The 20,310-nt window shown below is 70.8% G+C and carries 2 protein-coding genes and 1 pseudogene; all 3 read left to right on the plus strand.

What is annotated here, in order from left to right; all coding sequences use genetic code 11:
• Positions 1–36: 36 nt before the first annotated feature.
• Positions 37–5,046, plus strand: a pseudogene (locus ATK30_RS29450) (type I polyketide synthase); the annotation flags it as partial.
• Positions 5,043–9,776 carry a type I polyketide synthase gene (locus ATK30_RS29455; RefSeq protein WP_244194758.1) on the plus strand — a complete coding sequence of 1,578 codons (4,734 nt, stop codon included), beginning with the start codon at positions 5,043–5,045 and terminating at the stop codon, positions 9,774–9,776. The pseudogene ATK30_RS29450 and the gene ATK30_RS29455, both read left to right, overlap by 4 nt.
• Positions 9,777–9,914: 138 nt before the next feature.
• Positions 9,915–20,240 carry an SDR family NAD(P)-dependent oxidoreductase gene (locus ATK30_RS29460; RefSeq protein WP_463672429.1) on the plus strand — a complete coding sequence of 3,442 codons (10,326 nt, stop codon included), beginning with the start codon at positions 9,915–9,917 and terminating at the stop codon, positions 20,238–20,240.
• Positions 20,241–20,310: the final 70 nt, after the last annotated feature.

A 20,310-nucleotide genomic window follows, 5' to 3' on the forward strand; every position in this document is an offset into this window, starting at 1 on the left:
GCGAAGCGGGCACTGCAGGAAACGCGCGAGCGTGACGGCGAGCCGATTGCGATCGTCGGCATGGCCTGCCGGTATCCAGGCGGTGTGAAGTCGCCGGAGGATTTGTGGAATCTCGTCGCCACCGGAACCGACGCGATCGGCGGCTTCCCGGAGGACCGCGGCTGGCCGTTGGACACGTTGTACGACCCCGCCGGTGAACGTCCCGGCACCACGAACACCCGCGAGGCCGGTTTTCTTTACGACGCGGCGGAATTCGACCCGGAGTTCTTCGGCATCTCGCCGCGCGAGGCGCTCGCCATGGACGCGCAGCAGCGGATCCTGCTGGAAACCTCGTGGACCGCGCTGGAACGGGCCGGGATCGTTCCGGAGACGTTGCGCGGCAGTGAAACCGGAGTGTTCACCGGCGTCATGTACCACGACTACGCCGGCCACGCGGCCGCCGGCAGCGTCGTTTCGGGCCGGGTCGCTTACGCGCTCGGGCTCGAAGGACCGGCGGTGAGCGTGGACACCGCGTGCTCGTCTTCGCTCGTGGCGCTCCACTGGGCAGCGCAGGCACTCCGCCGCGGCGACTGTTCGCTGGCGCTGGTCGGCGGCGTCACGGTGATGGCCACTCCCGAAACTTTCGTGTACTTCTCCGAGCAGCGCGGGCTTTCCGACGACGGCCGGTGCAAGGCGTTCGCCGCCGCGGCCGACGGTACGGGCTGGGGCGAGGGCGCGGGCGTCCTCGTGGTCGAGCGGCTTTCCGAGGCCCGCCGTAACCGGCACCAAGTGCTCGCCGTGCTCCGCGGCTCCGCGGTGAACTCCGATGGCGCGTCGAGCGGCCTGACTGTCCCTAATGGACCCGCGCAACAGCGCGTGATCCGCCAAGCGCTCGAATCGGCTGGGCTGACCACGGCCGACGTCGACCTCGTCGAGGGGCACGGCACCGGCACGAAACTCGGCGACCCGATCGAGGCGCAGGCGCTGCTGGCCACCTATGGCCAGGACCGTACTGAGCCGCTGTGGCTGGGCTCGCTCAAGTCGAACATCGGACACACCCAGGCCGCGGCGGGGGTCGGCGGCGTGATCAAGGTCGTGGAAGCGATCCGGCACGGCGTGCTGCCGAAAACGCTGCACGTGGACGCTCCGTCGCCGCACGTCGACTGGTCGGCTGGCGAGGTCGAGCTGCTTACCGAGGCGCGGCCGTGGCCGGAGACCGGACGTGCGCGTCGTGCGGCAGTGTCGTCGTTCGGGATCAGCGGCACCAACGCGCACGTGATCGTCGAACAGGCCGAGCCGGGTGAGGACATCGCTGCGCCGGCGGAAGTCCCAGTGCTCGCCTGGCCGGTTTCCGCGGACCGCGCGGACACCCTCGACGCGCAGGTGAACCAGCTGGCGGCAGCCGAAGGCTCGCCAACTGACATCGGTTTTTCCTTGGCCACCACCAGGTCCATGCTCGACCACCGTGCGGTGCTCGTCGGCACTACGCGAGACGAGCTGCGCGAAGTCCGGGACCGCCGCACCAACGGCCGTACCGCGTTCCTTTTCACCGGCCAGGGCGCGCAGCGTGCCGGAATGGGCACCGAACTCGCCGCGAAGTACCCCGGGTTCGCGGAAGCTTTCGACGCCGTGTGCGGCGAACTTGACCCGCACCTGGACCGTCCACTGAAGACAGTCCTCGACGATGCCGCCGAGCTGGAGCGCACCGGCTTCACTCAGCCTGCGTTGTTCGCGGTCGAGGTGGCGTTGTTCCGGCTGTTCGCGTCGTGGGGGATCAAGCCGGACTTCCTGCTTGGCCATTCGATCGGTGAACTGGCTGCCGCGCACGTCGCTGGGATTCTCTCGCTGCCGGACGCGGCGGCGTTGGTCGGTGCGCGGGCGCGGCTGATGCAGGCGCTGCCGTCCGGTGGGGCGATGGTGGCTCTGCAGGCGACCGATGACGAGGTCACGCCGCATCTGACCGGCGAGGTCAGCATTGCCGCGATCAACGGTCTGGACTCCGTGGTGCTTTCTGGGGCGGAGGACGCTGTCGCCGCGCTGGTGGCGAAGTTCGACGGGCGGAAGTCTTCGAAGCTCAAGGTGTCGCACGCGTTCCACTCGCCGCTGATGGAGCCGATGCTCGCCGAGTTCGCCGCCGTGGCCGAGGAACTCACCTACGCAAAGCCGCAGATTCCGATCGTCTCCACGGTCGGTGTCGGCGAGGATCTGTCCACTCCGGACTACTGGGTACGCCAAGTTCGCGCTGCGGTGCGGTTCCACGCCGGGCTCGAAAAGCTCGTGGCCGAAGGTGTCCGGACGTTTGTCGAGATCGGACCGTCCGCAGTGCTCACCGCCGCCGCGCAGAACGGGTTCCACGACGACACCCTCGTGTTCGTCCCGGCCCTGCGCAAGGACCGGGACGAAGCGGTCACCGCCGTCACCGCGTTCGCGACGCTGCACGCACGCGGCGTCCCGGTGGACTGGAGCGCGTTCTACCCGGGCGCGCGCCGCGTCGAGTTGCCTACCTACTCCTTCCGCCGGACCCGCTACTGGCTTCCCGCCGACACGACCAGCGGTGACGCGACCGAGCACGGCCAACGACCCGCTGAGCACCCGATGCTGAGCTCCGTCGTCCACCTGCCGGAAACCGACGCCGTGGTGCTCACCGGCCGGCTGTCGACCACCAGTGCCGGCTGGATCGCCGACCACGTCGTCCTCGGCACGGTCCTGGTGCCCGGGACGGCGTTTGTCGAGCTGGTGCACCGTGCCGCCGACGAGGTCGGATGCGCGAACATCGAGGAACTCACCCTCGAAGCGCCGCTCACCCTCCCCGAGAGCGCGTCGCTTCAAGTCTCCGTCGAAGCTCCGGATGAGACTGGTCGTCGCGCGGTCACCGTCCACTCACGACAAGACAGCGCCGAGACCTGGACTCGGCACGCGAGCGGTTTCGTTGCCCCGGCGGCGGAAGCACCGTCGTTAGACCTCACCGAATGGCCGCCCGTCGGTGCCACCGAGGTCGAGCTGGACGACCCGTACGCGACCCTCGCCGCCCTGGGCTACGACTACGGCCCGGCTTTCCAATGCCTGCAGTCGATGTGGCAGGACGGTGACGTCATCTACGCAGAGGTCACGCTTCCCGACGGTGCCGAGGCCCGCGACTACGGCGTCCATCCCGCCTTGCTGGACGCCGCCATGCACGCGCAGCTCCTCGGTCCGGCTCCCGAAGGCGGTGCCGAACCGATGCTGCCGTTCTCGTTCAGCGGCACCACGGTGCACTCGCCAGGCGCTTCGTCGCTGCGAGTCCGGGTCGCTCCGGCGGGCACCGACGCGATCACCCTGGAGATCGCCGACGCCACCGGTAGCCCGGTGCTCACCGTCGAGACTCTCGCGGCACGGGCGCTGAAGCTGGCTCCGGCGAAGGACGCGCTGTATCGGGTCAAGTGGGAGCCCGTCGCGAACATGAAAGAGCAGCACGGCTTCCGCATCGTCGAAGTGTCCGCTCCGGAGCGTCGAGTGCCGGAAGCCGCGCAGGCGGTCGCCGCTCGGGTGCTCGCCGCGATCCAGGAGACCCTCGACGGCGACGGTCGGCTCGCGGTGGTCACGCGCGGCGCGGTATCCGTGCAGGGCGAGGACGTCGATCCAGCCCTCGCCCCAGCCTGGGGTCTGGTGCGCGCGGCTGCGGCGGAGAACCCCGGCCGGTTCGCGCTGGTCGACGGCGACCCGGACCTGGCGCTGGCCACCGGTGAGCCAGAAACCGCGGTCCGCGACGGCCAGGTCTTCGCCCCGCGCTTCTCCGCCGTCACCGCGGAACCGACCGAGCTGAACTGGGACAAGGTGCTGGTCACCGGCGGTACCGGCGGACTCGGTGCGGTCGTGGTCCGGCACCTGGTGACCAAGCACGGCGTGCGGAACCTAGTCCTGACCAGCCGCCGGGGAGCGAACGCGCCCGGTGCGGCCGAGCTGCGTGACGAGCTGACCTCCCTCGGCGCGACGGTCGCGGTCGAGAGCTGCGACGTCACGGATGCGGAGTCGGTGCGGGGCCTCCTCGCCACGGTCGGCCCGCTCTCCGCGGTCGTCCACGCGGCGGGCGTGCCCTCGGCCGGACGCGTCGAGACGCTCACCGAGGCAGAGACCGCCCGCGTCTTCGCACCGAAGGTCGACGGTGCCTGGAACCTGCACGAGCTGACGAGCGACCTCGACGCGTTCGTCCTGTTCTCGTCCGCCGCGAGCACGGTCCTCGCGGCCGGGCAGGCGGGATACGCCGCGGCCAACGCGTTCCTCGACGAGCTGGCCGAACACCGTCGCGCCCAAGGACTTCCGGCGACCTCGCTGTGCTGGGGCGCGTGGTCCGAAGACGGCGGCATGGCGGGCGAACTGTCCGAAGCGGACTTCCGCCGTCTCCGCCGCCTGGGCACGCCGCCGATGGCTACCGCGGAAGCGCTCGCCCTGCTGGACGCGTGCCTCGACTCGGCCGAACCCGTGCTAGCCCCGGTCCGCCTGGACCAGGCCGCGCTGCGTGCCCGGACCGACGACCTGCCGCCAGTCCTCCGCGGAATGGTGCGCCGTGCGGTCAAGAAGGCCCCGGCACCTCGGTTGGCGACCGTGCCCGAGGCCGAGCGCGAGGAGTACCTGCTCGGCGTGGTGTCGGAGCAGGTCGCGGCGATTCTCGGCTTCGCGAGCGCCACGGCCGTCGAGCCGGAGCGTGCGTTCCAGGAGATGGGGTTCGACTCCCTGACTTCCGTCGAGCTGCGCAACCAGCTCGGCGCGCGGACTGGTCTGAAGCTGACCGCGACCATCGTGTTCGACCATCCGACGCCGGCCGCGCTCGCCCGCCGGCTGCACGAGCTGCTCGGCGCCGGCCAGGGTCCGGCGGACCCGCTGCTGAGCGAGATCGACCGGCTGGAAACCCTCCTCGGCGGCGCGGCCGGAACGCTGAACGGATCGACCGCGAAGGTCAGCGCGCGGCTGGACGCCCTGGTGCGCAAGTGGACCGACGCGCACGCCGGAGCCGAAACCGAAGCCGATCTGGACGAGGCCACCGACGACGAGCTGTTTGCCGTCCTGGACGACGAATTGGGCATCTCATGAACGGGCAGACCATGAGCAACGAGGACAAGCTCCGCGACTACCTGAAGCGTGCGACGGCCGATCTGAAACAGGCCCGCCGCCGGCTGCACGAGCTGGAAGCGCGCGACACCGAGCCGATCGCGATCATCGGCATGAGCTGCCGCTACCCCGGGGGCGTGCGGACGCCGGACGACCTGTGGGACCTCGTCGACGAGGGCCGCGACGCGATCGGGGAGTTCCCGGCCGACCGCAGCTGGGACATCGAGGGCGTGTACGATCCGACGCCCGAGCGGCCCGGCAAGACCTACACCCGGCACGGCGGTTTCCTATACGACGCAGCGGACTTCGACGCCGAGTTCTTCGGCATCAGCCCGCGCGACGCCCGCCGCGCCGACCCGCAGCAGCGGATCCTGCTCGAAGCCTCCTGGGAGGCGTTCGAGCGCGCCGGGCTCGACCCGCACGGGCTCAAGGGCAGCTCGACCGGCGTCTACGCCGGCGTGATGTACCACGACTACAGCGGCGGCAGCCCGGACGGCAGTCTGGTGTCCGGCCAGGTTTCCTACACGCTCGGTCTCGAAGGACCGTCGGTGTCGGTGGACACCGCGTGCTCGTCTTCGCTGGTCGCACTGCACATGGCGGCGCAGGGGCTGCGTCGCGGCGACTGCACGCTCGCGCTGGCGAGCGGCGTCGCGGTGATGGGCACGCCGGAGATGTTCGTGGACTTCTGCAGCCGTCGCGGCCTCGCGGCGGACGGCCGGAGCAAGTCGTTCTCTGAGGACGCGGACGGCACCTCGTGGGCGGAAGGCGTCGGCGTGCTGGTCCTGGAACGGCTCTCCGACGCGCAGCGCAACGGGCACCGCGTGCTCGCGTTGCTGCGCGGTTCGGCGGTGAACCAGGACGGGGCCAGCAATGGTTTCTCCGCGCCCAACGGTCCTTCGCAGGTCCGCGTGATCGAGGCCGCGCTCGCCGACGCCGGACTGTCAGTGTCCGATGTGGACGCTGTCGAGGCGCACGGCACCGGAACCGCGCTGGGCGACCCGATCGAAGCTCAGTCACTGCTGGAAACTTACGGGCAACGCAGCAGCGGGGTGCCGTTGCTGCTCGGTTCGATCAAGTCGAACATGGGTCACCCGCAGGCCGCCGCCGGCGTCGCGGGCGTGATCAAGATGGTGCAGGCACTGCGGCACGCTCGGTTGCCGAAGACGCTGCACGTCGGGACGCCGTCGAAGCACGTCGACTGGACGTCCGGCGCGGTCGAGCTGCTCACCGAACCGCAGGCGTGGCCCGAGGTGAACCGGCCGCGGCGGGCGGCGGTGTCGTCGTTCGGTGTGAGCGGGACCAACGCGCACGTGATCCTGGAGCAGGCCCCCGTCGCCGAGGCGATCGAGTCCGCTCCGGCTCCCGTGTACCCGCTGGCCCTGTCCGCGAAGACGCCTGCCGCACTGGCGGAGTCCGCTGGTCAACTGGCCCAAGTGGACAGTGAGCTCGCCGACGTCGTGCACACGCTCGTCAACGGCCGCGCGCCGCTGGACCATCGCGCGGTGGTCGTTGCGCAGGATCGCAAGCAAGCCGAGGAAGCGTTGCGCGCGTTGGCTTCCGGCGTTTCCCGTCCGGACGTGATCACCGGCACCGCGGATGTGCGCGGACGGACCGTCTTCGTCTTCCCCGGCCAGGGTTCGCAGTGGACTGGCATGGCGCTCGGCCTCATCGAGCAGTCCCCGGCCTTCTCCGCCCGGATGTCCGAATGCGACACCGCGCTCCGTAAGTTCACTGACTGGTCGGTCATCGAAGTCCTGCGCGGCAAGCCGGGCACTCCGCCGGCCGACCGGGTCGACGTCGTGCAGCCGATGCTGTGGGCGGTCATGGTTTCGCTGGCCGCGCTGTGGCGTGCGCACGGCGTCGAGCCGGACATGGTGATCGGCCACTCGCAGGGCGAGATCGCCGCGGCGACTGTCTCAGGCGCACTGTCGCTTGAGGACGGGGCACTGGTGGTCGCGTTGCGGAGCAAGGCGATCGGCGACGTCCTGGGCGGACGCGGCGGTGGCATGCTCGCGGCTGGTCTTCCGGCGGCCGAGCTGGAAGAGCGGCTCGGTGCGTGGGACGGCCGGATCTCGGTCGCGGCCGACAACGGCGCGACGTCCGCCGTGCTTTCCGGTGACACCGAAGCCCTCGAAGAGCTGCGTGACCAGCTGGTGGCCGAAGGCTTCCGCGCCAAGCTGGTCCCGGTGGACTACGCGTCGCATTCGGCGCACGTCGAACATCTCTCGGACTGGTTGCTCGCCGACCTCGCCCTGATCCAGCCGAAGCGCGGCGACGTCGCGATGACCTCCACTGTCACCCTCGACGCGGTCGAAGAGTCCACTGTGGATTCCGCGTACTGGTTCGCCAACCTGCGCCGCACGGTCCGGTTCGCCCCGGTCGTCGCGCAGCTCGCCGAGGCTGGCTACACACGGTTCATCGAGATCAGCCCACATCCGGTGCTGGCCATGAGCATTCAGGAAACCCTGGACGAAACCGGACACACCGGCTCGGTCGTCGGCACGCTGCGCCGCGACGACGGCGACCTGACCCGGTTCGCGACCTCGATGGCGGAGTACTCGGTGCGCGGCGGTTCGGTCGACTGGCTCTCGCTGGTCCCCGGCGGCCAGATCGTCGACCTGCCGACCTATCCGTTCCAGCACCAGCGTTTCTGGCACGAAGAGGAAGCCGTCGCGGCAGAGACGGCAACTCCGGTCGCCGACGAGGAGTTCTGGCTGGACGTGACCGGCGGCGACGTCGACGCGCTCGCCGCCCGGCTCGGCGTCGGCACCGGCCCGCTCGCCGAGGTCATCCCGGCACTGGCCGCCTGGCACAGCCGCCGCTCCGATCTGTCCACTGTGGACTCCTGGCGGTACCGCGTGTCGTGGTCTCCGCTGTCCGGCGTGCCGAGCGGGCTCACCGGCAGCTGGCTGGTCGTCGTCCCCGCGGGAGTCGCGCAGGCGACCGAACTGGCGGACGCACTGGCCGAACAGGGCGACGTCGTCCGGCTGGTCGCCGCCGACCACCGCCGCACGGCGTTGGCCGAATTGCTCAGCGAGGCAACCGCAGTTCGTCCGTTCGACGGAGTCCTGTCGCTGCTCGCTTTCGCCGAGAACCCGACACTCAACACCATCGCCTTGCTGCAAGCATTGCGGGACAACGAGATCGACGCTCCGGCGTGGGTCATCACCCGAGGCGCGATCGCGGTCGACGCTTTCTCCGACGCCGATCCCGAGGCAGCTTCGGTGTGGGGCCTCGGCACCGTGGTCGCCCTGGACCAGCCTGGCAGCTGGGGCGGTCTGGTGGACGTCACCGAGGCGGCTGACGCGGCGAAACTCGCCGCGGTCGTGTCCGGCATCAACGACGAGGACCAGGTCGCGATCCGGCCGTCGGGAGTGTTCGCCAAGCGGATGGTGCGCGCGCCGCTCGGCCCGGAGGTCGTGGAGCCGTGGCAGCCGCGCGGCACCGTGCTCATCACTGGCGGCACCGGCGCGGTCGGCGGCCACGTCGCGCGCTGGCTCGCCTCGCGCGGAGCGGAACATCTGGTGCTGACCAGCCGTCGCGGCCTCGAAGCCGCAGGCGCGCGTGAGCTGGTGGAGGAGCTGGCCGGCACCCGCGTCACCGTTGTGGCCTGCGACGTTGCCGACGAGACGGCGTTGTCCAAGTTGCTCGCCGAGCACCCGCCGACCGCGGTGGTGCACGCCGCCGGGGTGCTGACCCGCGAACCCGCGCTGGTCGACGTGACTCCGGAGGAGTTCACTGCGGCGATCCGCGCGAAGATCACCGGTGCCGAGCTGCTCGACCGGCTGCTCGGCGACACCGAACTCGACGCGTTCGTCCTGATGTCCTCCGGTGCCGCGGTCTGGGGCACCTCCGGCCAACCGGCCTACGGCGCGAGCAACGCCTACCTCGACGCGCTGGCTCGGCGCCGGCGCGCGGCCGGACGGACCGCGACCGCGGTGGCCTGGGGTTCCTGGGGCGGGGGCGGGATGGTCGACGCGGACGCGAGCGATCTGTTGCGCCGCATGGGATTGGCCGAGATGGACCCGCGGCTGGCCGTCGAAGCCCTCGGCCAGGCGCTCGACCACGACGAGTCCCAGCTGATCGTCGCGGACATCGACTGGACCGCGTTCGCGCCGGTCTACCAGCTCGCCCGGCCCCGCCCGCTGCTGCGCGGCCTCCCCGAGGCCGCGGCGGACCGGACCGGCGCCGAACCGGTGGGCGCGGGCGACCTGGCCGCGCGGCTGGCCTCGCTGAGCCCGGCCGAACAGCGCCGGACCGTGCTGGACCTGGTGCGCGGCGAGGTCGCCGCGGTCGCCGGGTACGACGACGGCGGCTCGGTGGAACCCGCGCGGGCCTTCAAGGAACTTGGCTTCGACTCGGTGACCGCGGTCGACCTGCGCAATCGGCTCGGTGCCAGCACCGGGCTGAAGCTCCCCGCCACGGTCGCGTTCGACCACGTCAACCCGCAGGCGCTGGCCGAATACCTGTGGAGCCAGCTGTGCGCGGGCGAGACGGAGGTCCCGCTCGAGGCGGGGCTCGACCGGCTCGAAGCGGCGGCCGCCGCGCTCGACGCCGCGGAGATCGACCGGTCCCGGATCCTGCCCCGGCTGCAGGCGGTCGTCGCCGCGCTGCACCAGACGCTCTCAGGCGGCCAATCCGGTTCCGAAGCGCTCGAAGCGGCCACCACCGACGAACTGTTCGCCCTCATCGACGACGAGCTCGGCGCCTGACCCCCGTTGTCCGTGAAGGGCTCCTTCCGGGAATCAGATTCCCTCAAGGAGCCCTTCACGGACAGCCCGAAACCGCGACAAGAGGTTCTCCAGATGTCTGACGAAGCCAGGACCGACGAAACCAAGCTGGTCGACTACCTGAAGCGGGTCACCGCCAACCTGCAGGAGACGCGGGCGCGGCTGCGCGCGGTCGAGGCCGCCGAATCCGAGCCGATCGCGATCGTGGCGATGGGCTGCCGCTACCCCGGCGGCGTCCGGTCCGCCGACGACCTGTGGGAGCTGGTCGCGAACGGCCGCGACGCGATCGGGGAGTTCCCCGCTGACCGCGGCTGGGCGCTGGACCGGCTGTTCGACGCCGACCCGGACAGCCCCGGCACGAGCTACGTCTCCGAGGGCGGGTTCGTGCACGACGCGGGCGAGTTCGACGCGCCGTTCTTCGGCATCTCGCCGCGCGAGGCGCTCGCGATGGACCCGCAGCAGCGGCTCGTGCTGGAGCTGGCGTGGGAGACCTTCGAACGGGCCGGGATCGCGCCGCACTCGCTGGCGAAGCAGCAGGTCGGCGTGTTCGTCGGCAGCGGCGGGCAGGACTACTACGACGAGCTGCCGCCGTCGGTGCTCGCGGGCGAGGTCGAGGACTACCTGAGCACCGGCAACGCCGGCTCGGTCATCTCCGGCCGGATCGCCTATGCGCTCGGCCTGGAAGGCCCGGCTGTCACGATCGACTCCGCCTGCTCGTCTTCGCTGGTCGCGCTGCATTTGGCGGTGCAGTCGCTGCGCCAGCGGGACTGCTCGCTTGCGTTGGCGGGCGGAGTCATGGTGATGTCGAGGCCGGGTCCGTTCCTCGCCTTCAGCCGTCAGCGCGGCCTGGCTCCCGACGGTCGTTGCAAGGCCTTCTCGGACAGCGCGGACGGCACCGGCTGGGCCGAAGGTGCGGGAACCCTGTTGCTGGAACGGCTTTCCGACGCACAGCGCAACGGACACCCGGTGCTCGCGGTCGTGCGCGGTTCCGCGGTGAACTCCGACGGCGCGTCCAACGGTCTCACCGCGCCGAACGGTCCTTCGCAGCAACGGGTGATCCGGCAGGCGCTGGCCAACGCCCGGCTGTCGGCGTCCGATGTGGACGCTGTCGAGGGCCACGGCACCGGCACCACGTTGGGCGATCCCATTGAGGCGCAAGCCTTGCTGGCCACCTACGGTCAGGACCGGACTGAACCCCTGTGGCTCGGGTCGATCAAGTCGAACATCGGCCACGCACAGGCGGCGGCAGGGGTCAGCGGCGTGATCAAGATGGTGCAGGCGATGCGGCACGGCCTGCTGCCGCGCACGCTGCACGTCACCGAACCGTCCACAGAGGTCGATTGGACCTCCGGCGCGGTTGAGCTCCTGCGCGCTGAACGATCTTGGGCAGCGGGGGAGCGGCCGCGTCGCGCCGGTGTTTCGTCGTTCGGCGTGAGCGGCACCAACGCGCACGTCATCCTGGAAGAAGCGCCTGCGGTGGAGGCTGCTGCGCCGGTTATCCCGAGTTGGCCGGAGGGCGTCGCGGTTCCGCTGCCGCTGGCTGGCCACGGCAGTGCGGCCCTGCGGGCTCAGGCCGCTCAGCTGGTTTCTTCTGCGGCGAACCCGCTTGACCTGGGCTTTTCGCTCGCCACTTCGCGGTCGCCGCTGTCGCATCGCGCGGTGGTGCTGGCCGAGGACCCGAAGCAGGCCATCGCCGCTCTCGCCGACGGCGTCGCGACTCCGGACGTCGTCACCGGGGCGCAGGTCGAAGGGTTGACCGCGTTCCTGTTCTCCGGTCAGGGCGCGCAGCGGGCCGGGATGGGGGCCGCGCTGGCCGCCGCGTTCCCCGTCTTCCGCACGGCGCTGGACGAGGTCTGCGCCGAACTGGATCAGCACCTCGACCGTCCACTGAAGACAGTCCTGTTCGAGAAACCGCGGCTGATCAACCAGACCGGCTACACGCAGCCCGCGCTCTTCGCGGTCGAGGTGGCGCTGTTCCGGCTGCTGGCGTCGTGGGGGATCGAGCCGGACTTCCTGCTCGGCCATTCGATCGGCGAACTGGCTGCCGCACACGTCGCCGGGGTCTTCTCGCTGGCCGACGCTGCCACGCTGGTGGCCGCGCGGGCGAGCCTGATGCAGGCGCTGCCGTCCGGTGGGGCGATGGTGGCTCTGCAGGCGACTGAGGACGAGGTCACGCCGCATCTGGCCGGCGAGGTCAGTATCGCCGCGATCAACGGTCCGGACTCTGTCGTGCTTTCCGGTGCCGATGACGCTGTTGCTGCGGTGGTGGCGGAGTTCGACGGGCGGAAGTCTTCGAAGCTCAAGGTGTCGCACGCGTTCCACTCGCCGCTGATGGAGCCGATGCTCGCCGAATTCGCCGCCGTAGCGCGCGGCCTGACCTACCACCAGCCGGAAATCCCGCTGGTTTCCACGGTCGGCGCGGATGTCGACATGTCCACTCCGGACTACTGGGTGCGCCAGGTGCGCGCCGCGGTCCGGTTCCACGACGGCGTCGGAACGCTTGCCGCCCAGGGTGTCGGACGCTTCGTCGAGGTCGGTCCGGACGGAGTGCTGTCCGCGCTGGTCCGCCAGACGTCCGACGCGCTCGTGGTTCCGGTGCTCCGCAAGGACCGGGAAGAACCAGCGGCCGCGCTCACCGCGCTGGCCGAACTGTTCGTCAGCGGCTTGACCCTGGACTGGGCCGCGGTGTTCGCCGACCGTGGTGCCCAGCGCGTCGACCTGCCGCCGTATGCGTTCCAGCGTAAGCGGTATTGGCTCGATGCCCGCGCCAACCGCGACGAGGTCACCGCCGCCGGGCTGACCTCCGCCGGGCACCCGCTGCTCGGCGCGGCCGTCGCGCTCGCCGACACCGACGGCGTGGTGCTCACCGGCAGGCTGTCCGTCGAAACGCACCCGTGGCTGGCCGAACACCAGCTCGGCGACGCGGTCACCGTGCCCGGCACGGCGTTCCTGGAACTGGTCGTCCGCGCCGGGGATCAGGTCGGTTCCGGCCGGATCGAGGAACTGACCCTCGGCAGCCCGCTCGTCCTGCCTGCCCGCGGCGGCATCCAGGTGCAGGTCACGGTCGGTGCGGCGGGGGAGCGCGAGGTCCGCTCGGTGACTGTCCACTCGCGACCCGAGGACGACGATGCGGACTGGACCCTGCACGCGAGCGGCAGCGTCGCTCCGCAGTCGGCGCAGGGTGGCACTGAACTGACCGAATGGCCGCCTGCTGGTGCGGAGCCGGTCGCCATCGATGGTCTGTACGACGACTTCGCCGACACCGGCCTCACGTATGGCCCGCTTTTCCGTTCCCTGCGAGCAGTCTGGCAGCGTGACGGCGAGATCTTCGCCGAGGTCGCGTTGCCGGAGGACAGCGACGCCGATCGCTTCGGTCTCCACCCGGCCGCGCTCGACGCGTGCACCCACGCGCTGCGGGTCGCCGGTGGCGGCGACGGCGGCGTCGGCCGGGTTCCGTTCTGCTGGACCGGCGTTGAGCTGCACGCCACCGGTGCGTCCGCGCTGCGCGTGCGGTTCACCCCGACTACAGAGGACGGTTTCCAGCTCGCTCTTGCCGACCCGACCGGGGCTCCGGTCGCGACGGTCGCCGAGACAGTGTTCCGCGCGTTCGCCGCGCCGGTCGCCGAGCAGGCCGCGCCGTTGTACCGGATCGAATGGCAGCGGTCGGCCGATATTGAAGCCACTGTGGACACTGCTGATGTCCGGCTCCTCGAGTGCCGCGGTGAAACTGGCACTGCGGAGGAGGCCCACGAGCTGACGCACCGGGTGCTGGCGGGCCTTCAGGAGTGGTTGTCTGAGGAGCACCCCTCGCAAGCCCGGCTTGTCGTGGTTACCCGCGGCGCGGTCCCGGCCGCCGGAGACGTCACCGACCTCGCCGCCTCCGCGGTCTGGGGCCTGGTCCGTTCCGCGCAGGAGGAGAACCCGGACGCCTTCGTCCTGCTCGACCTCGACGGCGAAACCACGCCGGAAGCGGTGTTGCCGCAGGTCCTGGCCTCGGGTGAGGCACAGGCGGCGGTCCGGCTCGGCACGGTCCTCGTGCCCCGGCTCGTCCGCACGACCCCGGAACTGGAGCGGCCGTACTTCTGCCCGCACGGCACGGTGCTGGTCACCGGCGCGTCCGGCGCGCTGGGCGGGAAGCTCGCCCGGCACCTGGTCGCCGAGCACGGCGTCCGCCGGTTGCTGCTGCTCAGCCGCCGGATCACGCCCGCTCTCGACCAACTGGCCGCCGAACTGCGCGAAAGCGAGGTCGACGTCCGGCTGGGGCGCTGCGATGTCGCCGACCGCGAGGCGCTGGCCGGCGTGCTGGCGTCGCTGCCGGAGGAGAACCCGCTCACGGCGGTCGTGCATGCCGCCGGTGTCCTCGACGACGGCGTGGTCACCGCGCTCACCCCGGAACGGGTCGACGCGGTGCTGGCCCCGAAGGTCGACGGTGCGCTGAACCTGCACGAACTCACCCGCGAAACGGCGTTGTCTGCGTTCGTGCTGTTCTCGTCGGTCTCCGGCGTGCTCGGCGCGCCTGGCCAGGGCAGCTACGCCGCCGCCAACGCTTACCTGGACGCCCTCGCGTCGCACCGCGTCGCGCACGGCCTGCCGGGTCTGTCGCTGGACTGGGGCTTGTGGGGCGAGGTCGGCGGCATGGGCGGCACGCTCACCGAAGAGGAGGTGCAGCGGCTCGCGGCCAGCGGCATCGTGCCACTGTCCACTGCGGAGGGGCTGGCGCTCTTCGACCGCGCGATCGCCGTCCGTAAGCCGACCGCAGTCCCGGCGAAGCTCGAGCTGCCGGTGCTGCGCAAACTCGACCGGCTCCCGCGCACACTGGAACAACTCGTCGGCCGCACCACGCGCCGGGTCGCCGCTGCGGCGGAGTCCTCAGTGGACTCATTCGCCACACGGCTGCTGGGCCTGCCCGAAGAGGACCGTCGCGACGCAGTGCTGGAACTGGTGCGCAGCCACGCGGCCACCGTGCTCGGTTACCGTGCGGCGCACGAGATCGAGCCGTCGGCGCAGTTCCAGTCGCTCGGCTTCGACTCGCTGACCGCGATCGAACTCCGCAACGGCCTCACCGCGGCCACCGGACAGCGGCTGCCCGCGACCCTGATCTTCGACCACCCCACGCCGACCGCCCTCGCCGCGCACCTGCTCGACGAGCTGGCGGGCACGGCGGTCGAGATCAGCACGGTGTCCACTAAGGACAACTCGGACGAACCGATCGCCATCGTCGGCATGGCCTGTCGTCTGCCCGGCGGCGTCACCTCGCCGGAACAGCTGTGGGAACTGGTCGCCGAGGGCCGTGACGCGATCGGGGACTTCCCGGCCGACCGCGGCTGGGACATCGACGGCTTGCTCGACCCGACCGGCCGACGTCCCGGCACGACCTACGTCGCACGCGGCGGCTTCGTGTACGACGCGGGCGATTTCGACCCGACCTTCTTCGGCGTCTCGCCGAAGGAAGCACCGATGATCGACCCGCAGCAGCGGCTGCTGCTCGAAGCGTCCTGGGAGGCGCTGGAGCGATCCGGGATCGACCCGGTCTCGCTCAAGGGCAGCCCGACCGGCGTGTACGCGGGTGTCCAGTACCACGACTACGTGGGCGCGAACAGTGCTGGTTCGATCGTCACCGGCCGGGTTTCCTACACTCTCGGCCTCGAGGGCCCGGCCGTGTCCGTAGACACCGCGTGCTCGTCCTCGCTGGTCGCGATGCACATGGCGGCGCAGGCACTGCGCGGCGGCGACTGCTCGCTCGCGCTGGCCGGCGGTGTCACGGTGATGGCCACGCCAGAGACCTTTGTGGAATTCAGCCGCCAGCAGGGCCTCGCGGCCGACGGCCGGTGCAAAGTGTTCTCTGACGACGCCGACGGCACGACCTGGTCCGAAGGCGTCGGCGTGCTCGTGCTGGAGCGCCTTTCCGACGCCCGCGCCAACGGCCATCCGGTGCTCGCGATCCTCAAGGGCAGCGCGGTGAACCAGGACGGCACCTCGAACGGCCTGACCGCGCCGAACGGTCCGGCACAGCAGCGGGTGATCCGTGCCGCGCTGGCCGACGCCGGACTGGAGCCGTCCGATGTGGACGCTGTCGAAGCGCACGGCACCGGTACGAAGCTCGGCGACCCGATCGAAGTCCAGGCACTGCTGGCCACCTACGGCACGCAGACCTCGGCGGACCGTCCGTTGTGGATCGGTTCGGTGAAGTCGAACATCGGACACACTCAAGCTGCCGCGGGTGCGGCAGGCGTGATCAAGATGATCGAGGCGATGCGGCACGGCGAACTTCCCGCGACGCTGCACGTGGGCAAGCCGTCGAGCGAGATCGACTGGTCCACGGGTGCGGTGCGAGTGCTCGCCGAGCCGGTGAAGTGGCTGCCGAACGGTCACACGCGGCGCGTCGGCGTCTCGTCCTTCGGGGTGAGCGGCACGAACGCGCACGTGATCCTGGAGGAAGGCGACCGTCGCGAGGTCACTACCTCGACTGGTCCGGAGTACGACGGTCCGGTCGCCTGGCCGGTCTCGGGTCGGGGCGCGTCCGCGTTGCGGGCGAAGGCGGAGCAGCTGATGTCCTATGTGGACGAGGATCCGGAAGGCAGCCTCGCCGACATCGGACTCTCGCTGGCGACCGCGCGCAGTGCGTTCGACCGTCGCGCGGTGCTGATCGGCAGCCGTTCGCCGCAGTTCGTGCGCGGGCTGGCGGCCTTGGTCGACGAGGAGGACGCACGCGGCGTCGTCCGCGGCATCGCCACCGGTAGCGGCCGTACCGCGTTCCTGTTCGCGGGCCAGGGTTCGCAGCGGGCGCAGATGGGCACGCAGCTGGCCGCGCGGTACCCGACCTTCGCGGAGGCCTACGACGAGGTGTGCGCGGAACTCGACAAGCACCTCGACCGTCCGCTGCGCGAAGTGATCGAAAGCGGCGACGGCCTTGATGAGACCCGCTGGACGCAACCGGCGTTGTTCGCGCTGGAAGTCGCGCTGTTCCGCACGGTCCGGTCCTGGGGCGTGAAACCGGACCTGCTGGCCGGACACTCGATCGGCGAACTCGCCGCCGCCCACTGCGCTGGCGTCTTCTCTCTGGCCGATGCCGTGAAGATCGTGGTTGCCCGCGGCGCGCTGATGCAGGCGTTGCCGACCGGCGGCGCGATGGTCGCGATCGACGGCACGCCAGAAGCGGTTCGCGAAGCCGCGGGGGACACTGTGGACATTGCCGCGGTGAACGGCCCGGCTGCGGTCGTCATCTCCGGTGCCGCGGAATCCGTCGCCGAAGTAGCGGCGAAGTTCCAGCGCACCAAGCAACTCCGAGTTTCGCACGCGTTCCACTCACGAATGATGGAACCCATGCTCGCCGAGTTCCGCACCGTCGCGGAAGGACTGTCCTATGCAGACCCAAGGATCCCGATCATCTCCACGGTCACCGGCGAGCCCGCCGACGACCTGACCTCGCCGGAGTACTGGGTGAACCAGGTCCGCGCAGGCGTGCAGTTCCGCGACGCGGTCACTCGGGCCGCAGCGGACGGCGTGACTCGCTTCCTCGAATTGGGTCCGGACACCACGCTCACCGCGATGGCCGACGCCTGCCTGGACGAACGTCCGGACGGTCTCGTGCTCGCCTCACTGCTGCACAAGGAGCAGGACGAGGCGGTCGCCGCGCTGACCGGCGTCGCACAGTTGCACGTGAGCGGTGTCGACGTCGACTGGGCGTCGATCTACGCGCCGACCGGTGCGCACCCAGTGCCGGTGCCGACGTATCCGTTCCAGCGCCAGCGTTACTGGCTGGAGAGCACGGCGTCCGCGCCGGGCGAGGAAGACCACCCGCTGCTCGGCACCGCGACGGAATTGGCCGGTGCGGAAGGTCTCCTGTTCACCGGACGGCTGTCTGTCGGCACGCACCCGTGGCTGGCCGATCATGTCGTCGGCGGCTCGATCCTGTTCCCCGGCACTGGTTTCGTCGAGATGGCAATCCGCGCGGGTGACGAGGCCGGGTGCCCGAGGCTGGACGAGTTGACTTTGGAGTACCCGTTGGTGGTGCCGGAGCGCACCGGTGTCCGCGTGCAGTTCGCGCTCGACGCAGCGGAAAACGGCGTTCGGACGTTCACTGTCCACTCACGACCGGAAGGTGCGGCGAACGGTGTCCCGTGGACCCGGCACGCCACCGGACGCCTGGCGAAGGCGGGCAAGTCGGAGAAGTTCGACCTGTCCACCTGGCCGCCCGCCGCCGAACAGGTACAACTCGAAGGCACCTATGAGGAACTGGCGGCCGACGGTCTCGCGTACGGCCCGGCATTCCGGGGTCTAGTCGCCGCTTGGAAGGGCGACGGGGAAGCGTTCGCGGAGGTCCAGCTGCCCGCCACCGTGTCCGATGTGGACCGTTACGGCATCCATCCGGCCGTGCTCGACGCCGCTTTGCACACCATCGGTGTTTCCGGCGCGGTCGGGGACGAACCGGCGCTGCCGTTCGCGTGGGAAGGCGTCCGCCTGCACGCAGTCGGTGCGACGACGCTGCGAGTGCACGTGAAGCAGATCGGTTCGGGAGCAGCTGTGCTGAAGATCGCCGACGGCACCGGCGCTCCAGTCGCTTCGGTGGATTCGCTGCTGCTGCGCCCGATGTCCGCACAGCCGCAAGCCGCCGAAACGGGTGGCGCGGAGTCGCTGTTCCGTCTCGCCTGGGAGCAGACCGACCTCGACGCAGTCGCCGAGGTCACCGACTGGACCGTGGTCGGCGACGACCCGTTCGGCCTCACCGATGCCCTCGGCGCCACCGCCGCGACCAGCATCGGCGACGCGTCCGGTCTGATCGTACTGCCAGTCGCCGGTGCCGAGGTGCATGCGGAACTGCACCGCGTCCTCGGCGAACTGCAGACGTTCCTCGGCCGTCCGGAAGGCTCCCTGCTGGTCGTCACCCGAGGAGCGGTCGCGGCCGACGCCGAGGAAAGCCCAGACCCGGTCGGAGCCGCGGTGGCCGGACTGGTCCGTTCGGCGCAGGCCGAGCATCCAGACCGGATCACGCTGGTCGATCTCGGCACCGGAACCCCTGGCGGCCGCACCCTCGCCGCGGTGTCGGCGTCGGACGAACCGCAGGTCGCTCTCCGTGCCGGCGCGGTGCTCGCCCCGCGCCTGCAGCGGGCCGCGGACGCGGCTGCCGCGCCGGTCTGGGATCCGGACGGCACGGTGCTGATCACCGGCGCGACCGGTGCGCTCGGCGGTTCTGTCGCCCGGCACCTGGTGGCCGAACACGGCGTGCGGAGTCTGCTGCTGGTCAGCCGCCGCGGTGCGGACGCACCCGGCGCGACCGAGCTGCGGGACGAACTGGCCGGTCTTGGTGCGGAGGTCACCCTCGCCGCCTGCGACGTGGCGGACCGCGCCGCGGTTTCCGCGCTGCTGGACGGAGTCGACCTGCGCGGAGTCGTCCACGCGGCCGGTGTCCTGGACGACGGGGTGCTGACTTCCCTTACCCCAGAACGTCTCGACGGCGTCCTGCGTCCGAAGGTCGACGCCGCGGCCACGCTCGACGAGCTGACCCGCGACCGCAACCTGACCGCGTTCGTCCTGTTCTCCTCGGCCGCCGGGGTCCTCGGCGCACCGGGCCAGGGCAGCTACGCCGCGGCCAACGCCTACCTCGACGCGCTGGCGGTCCGCCGTCGTCGCGAAGGCCTCGCGGGCTCGTCGCTCGCCTGGGGCCTGTGGGGCGGCGGCATGGGCGCGGTGCTGGAGGACGCGGACGCCCACCGCATCGGCGAAACCGGCATCACCGCGCTGTCCACAGAGGACGGTCTGCGGCTGCTGGACGCGGCGGCGGGTTCCCCTGAACCCCTGCTCGTGCCGATCGCGCTGGACACCCGCGTGCTGGCATCGTCGGGCGACGACGACCTCCCGGCCGTCCTGCGCGAACTCGCCGGCGCTCGCGGTCGCCGGGCGGCTCAGGACGCGGTGGAGGACACCGAATCGCTGGCGCGGAAACTCGGCGCGCTCCCGCCGGGCAAGCGGGTGCCGACCGTGCTCGCCCTGGTGCGCACGCACGCGGCGACGCTGCTCGGGCACGCCGGTCCGGAGGCGGTGGAAGCGGACCGCTCGTTCAACGAGGTCGGCTTCGATTCCTTGTCCGCCACCGGATTCCGCAACAAGCTCAGCCTGGTCACCGGCTTGAAACTCCCGGTGAGCCTGATCTTCGACTACCCGACGCCGCGGGTCCTCGCCGAGCACCTGGTTTCCGAGCTGGTCCCGGCCGAAGCCGCGCCGGAACCGTTGTCGGACCAGGGAATCCGGGACGCGCTCGCGGCGATCCCGCTGGACCGGCTGCGTTCGGCGGGCCTGCTCGACGGACTGCTCGAACTGGCGGGCATCCAGCTTCCAGAACAAGCCGAGGAGGCGCCGGAAGCGTCCGCGGTGGACGAGGACACGATCGACGAGCTGGACACGGACGCGTTGATCAGCATGGCAATCGGGGGTGGGGACGACGATTAGCCCACCCCTATCGGGCCCGGCCGGTATTGCCGCTCTCGCGGCCGCTGTGGCCCACTTGATCCCGACAGTT

The sequence above is a fragment of the Amycolatopsis echigonensis genome (assembly GCF_002846615.1).
GTDB classification, from domain to species: domain Bacteria; phylum Actinomycetota; class Actinomycetes; order Mycobacteriales; family Pseudonocardiaceae; genus Amycolatopsis; species Amycolatopsis echigonensis.

Coding starts and splice junctions, on each gene's coding strand:
- ATK30_RS29455 (WP_244194758.1), top strand. CDS start 5,043: ATGAACGGGCAGACCATGAGCAACGAGGACAAGCTCCGCGACTACCTG.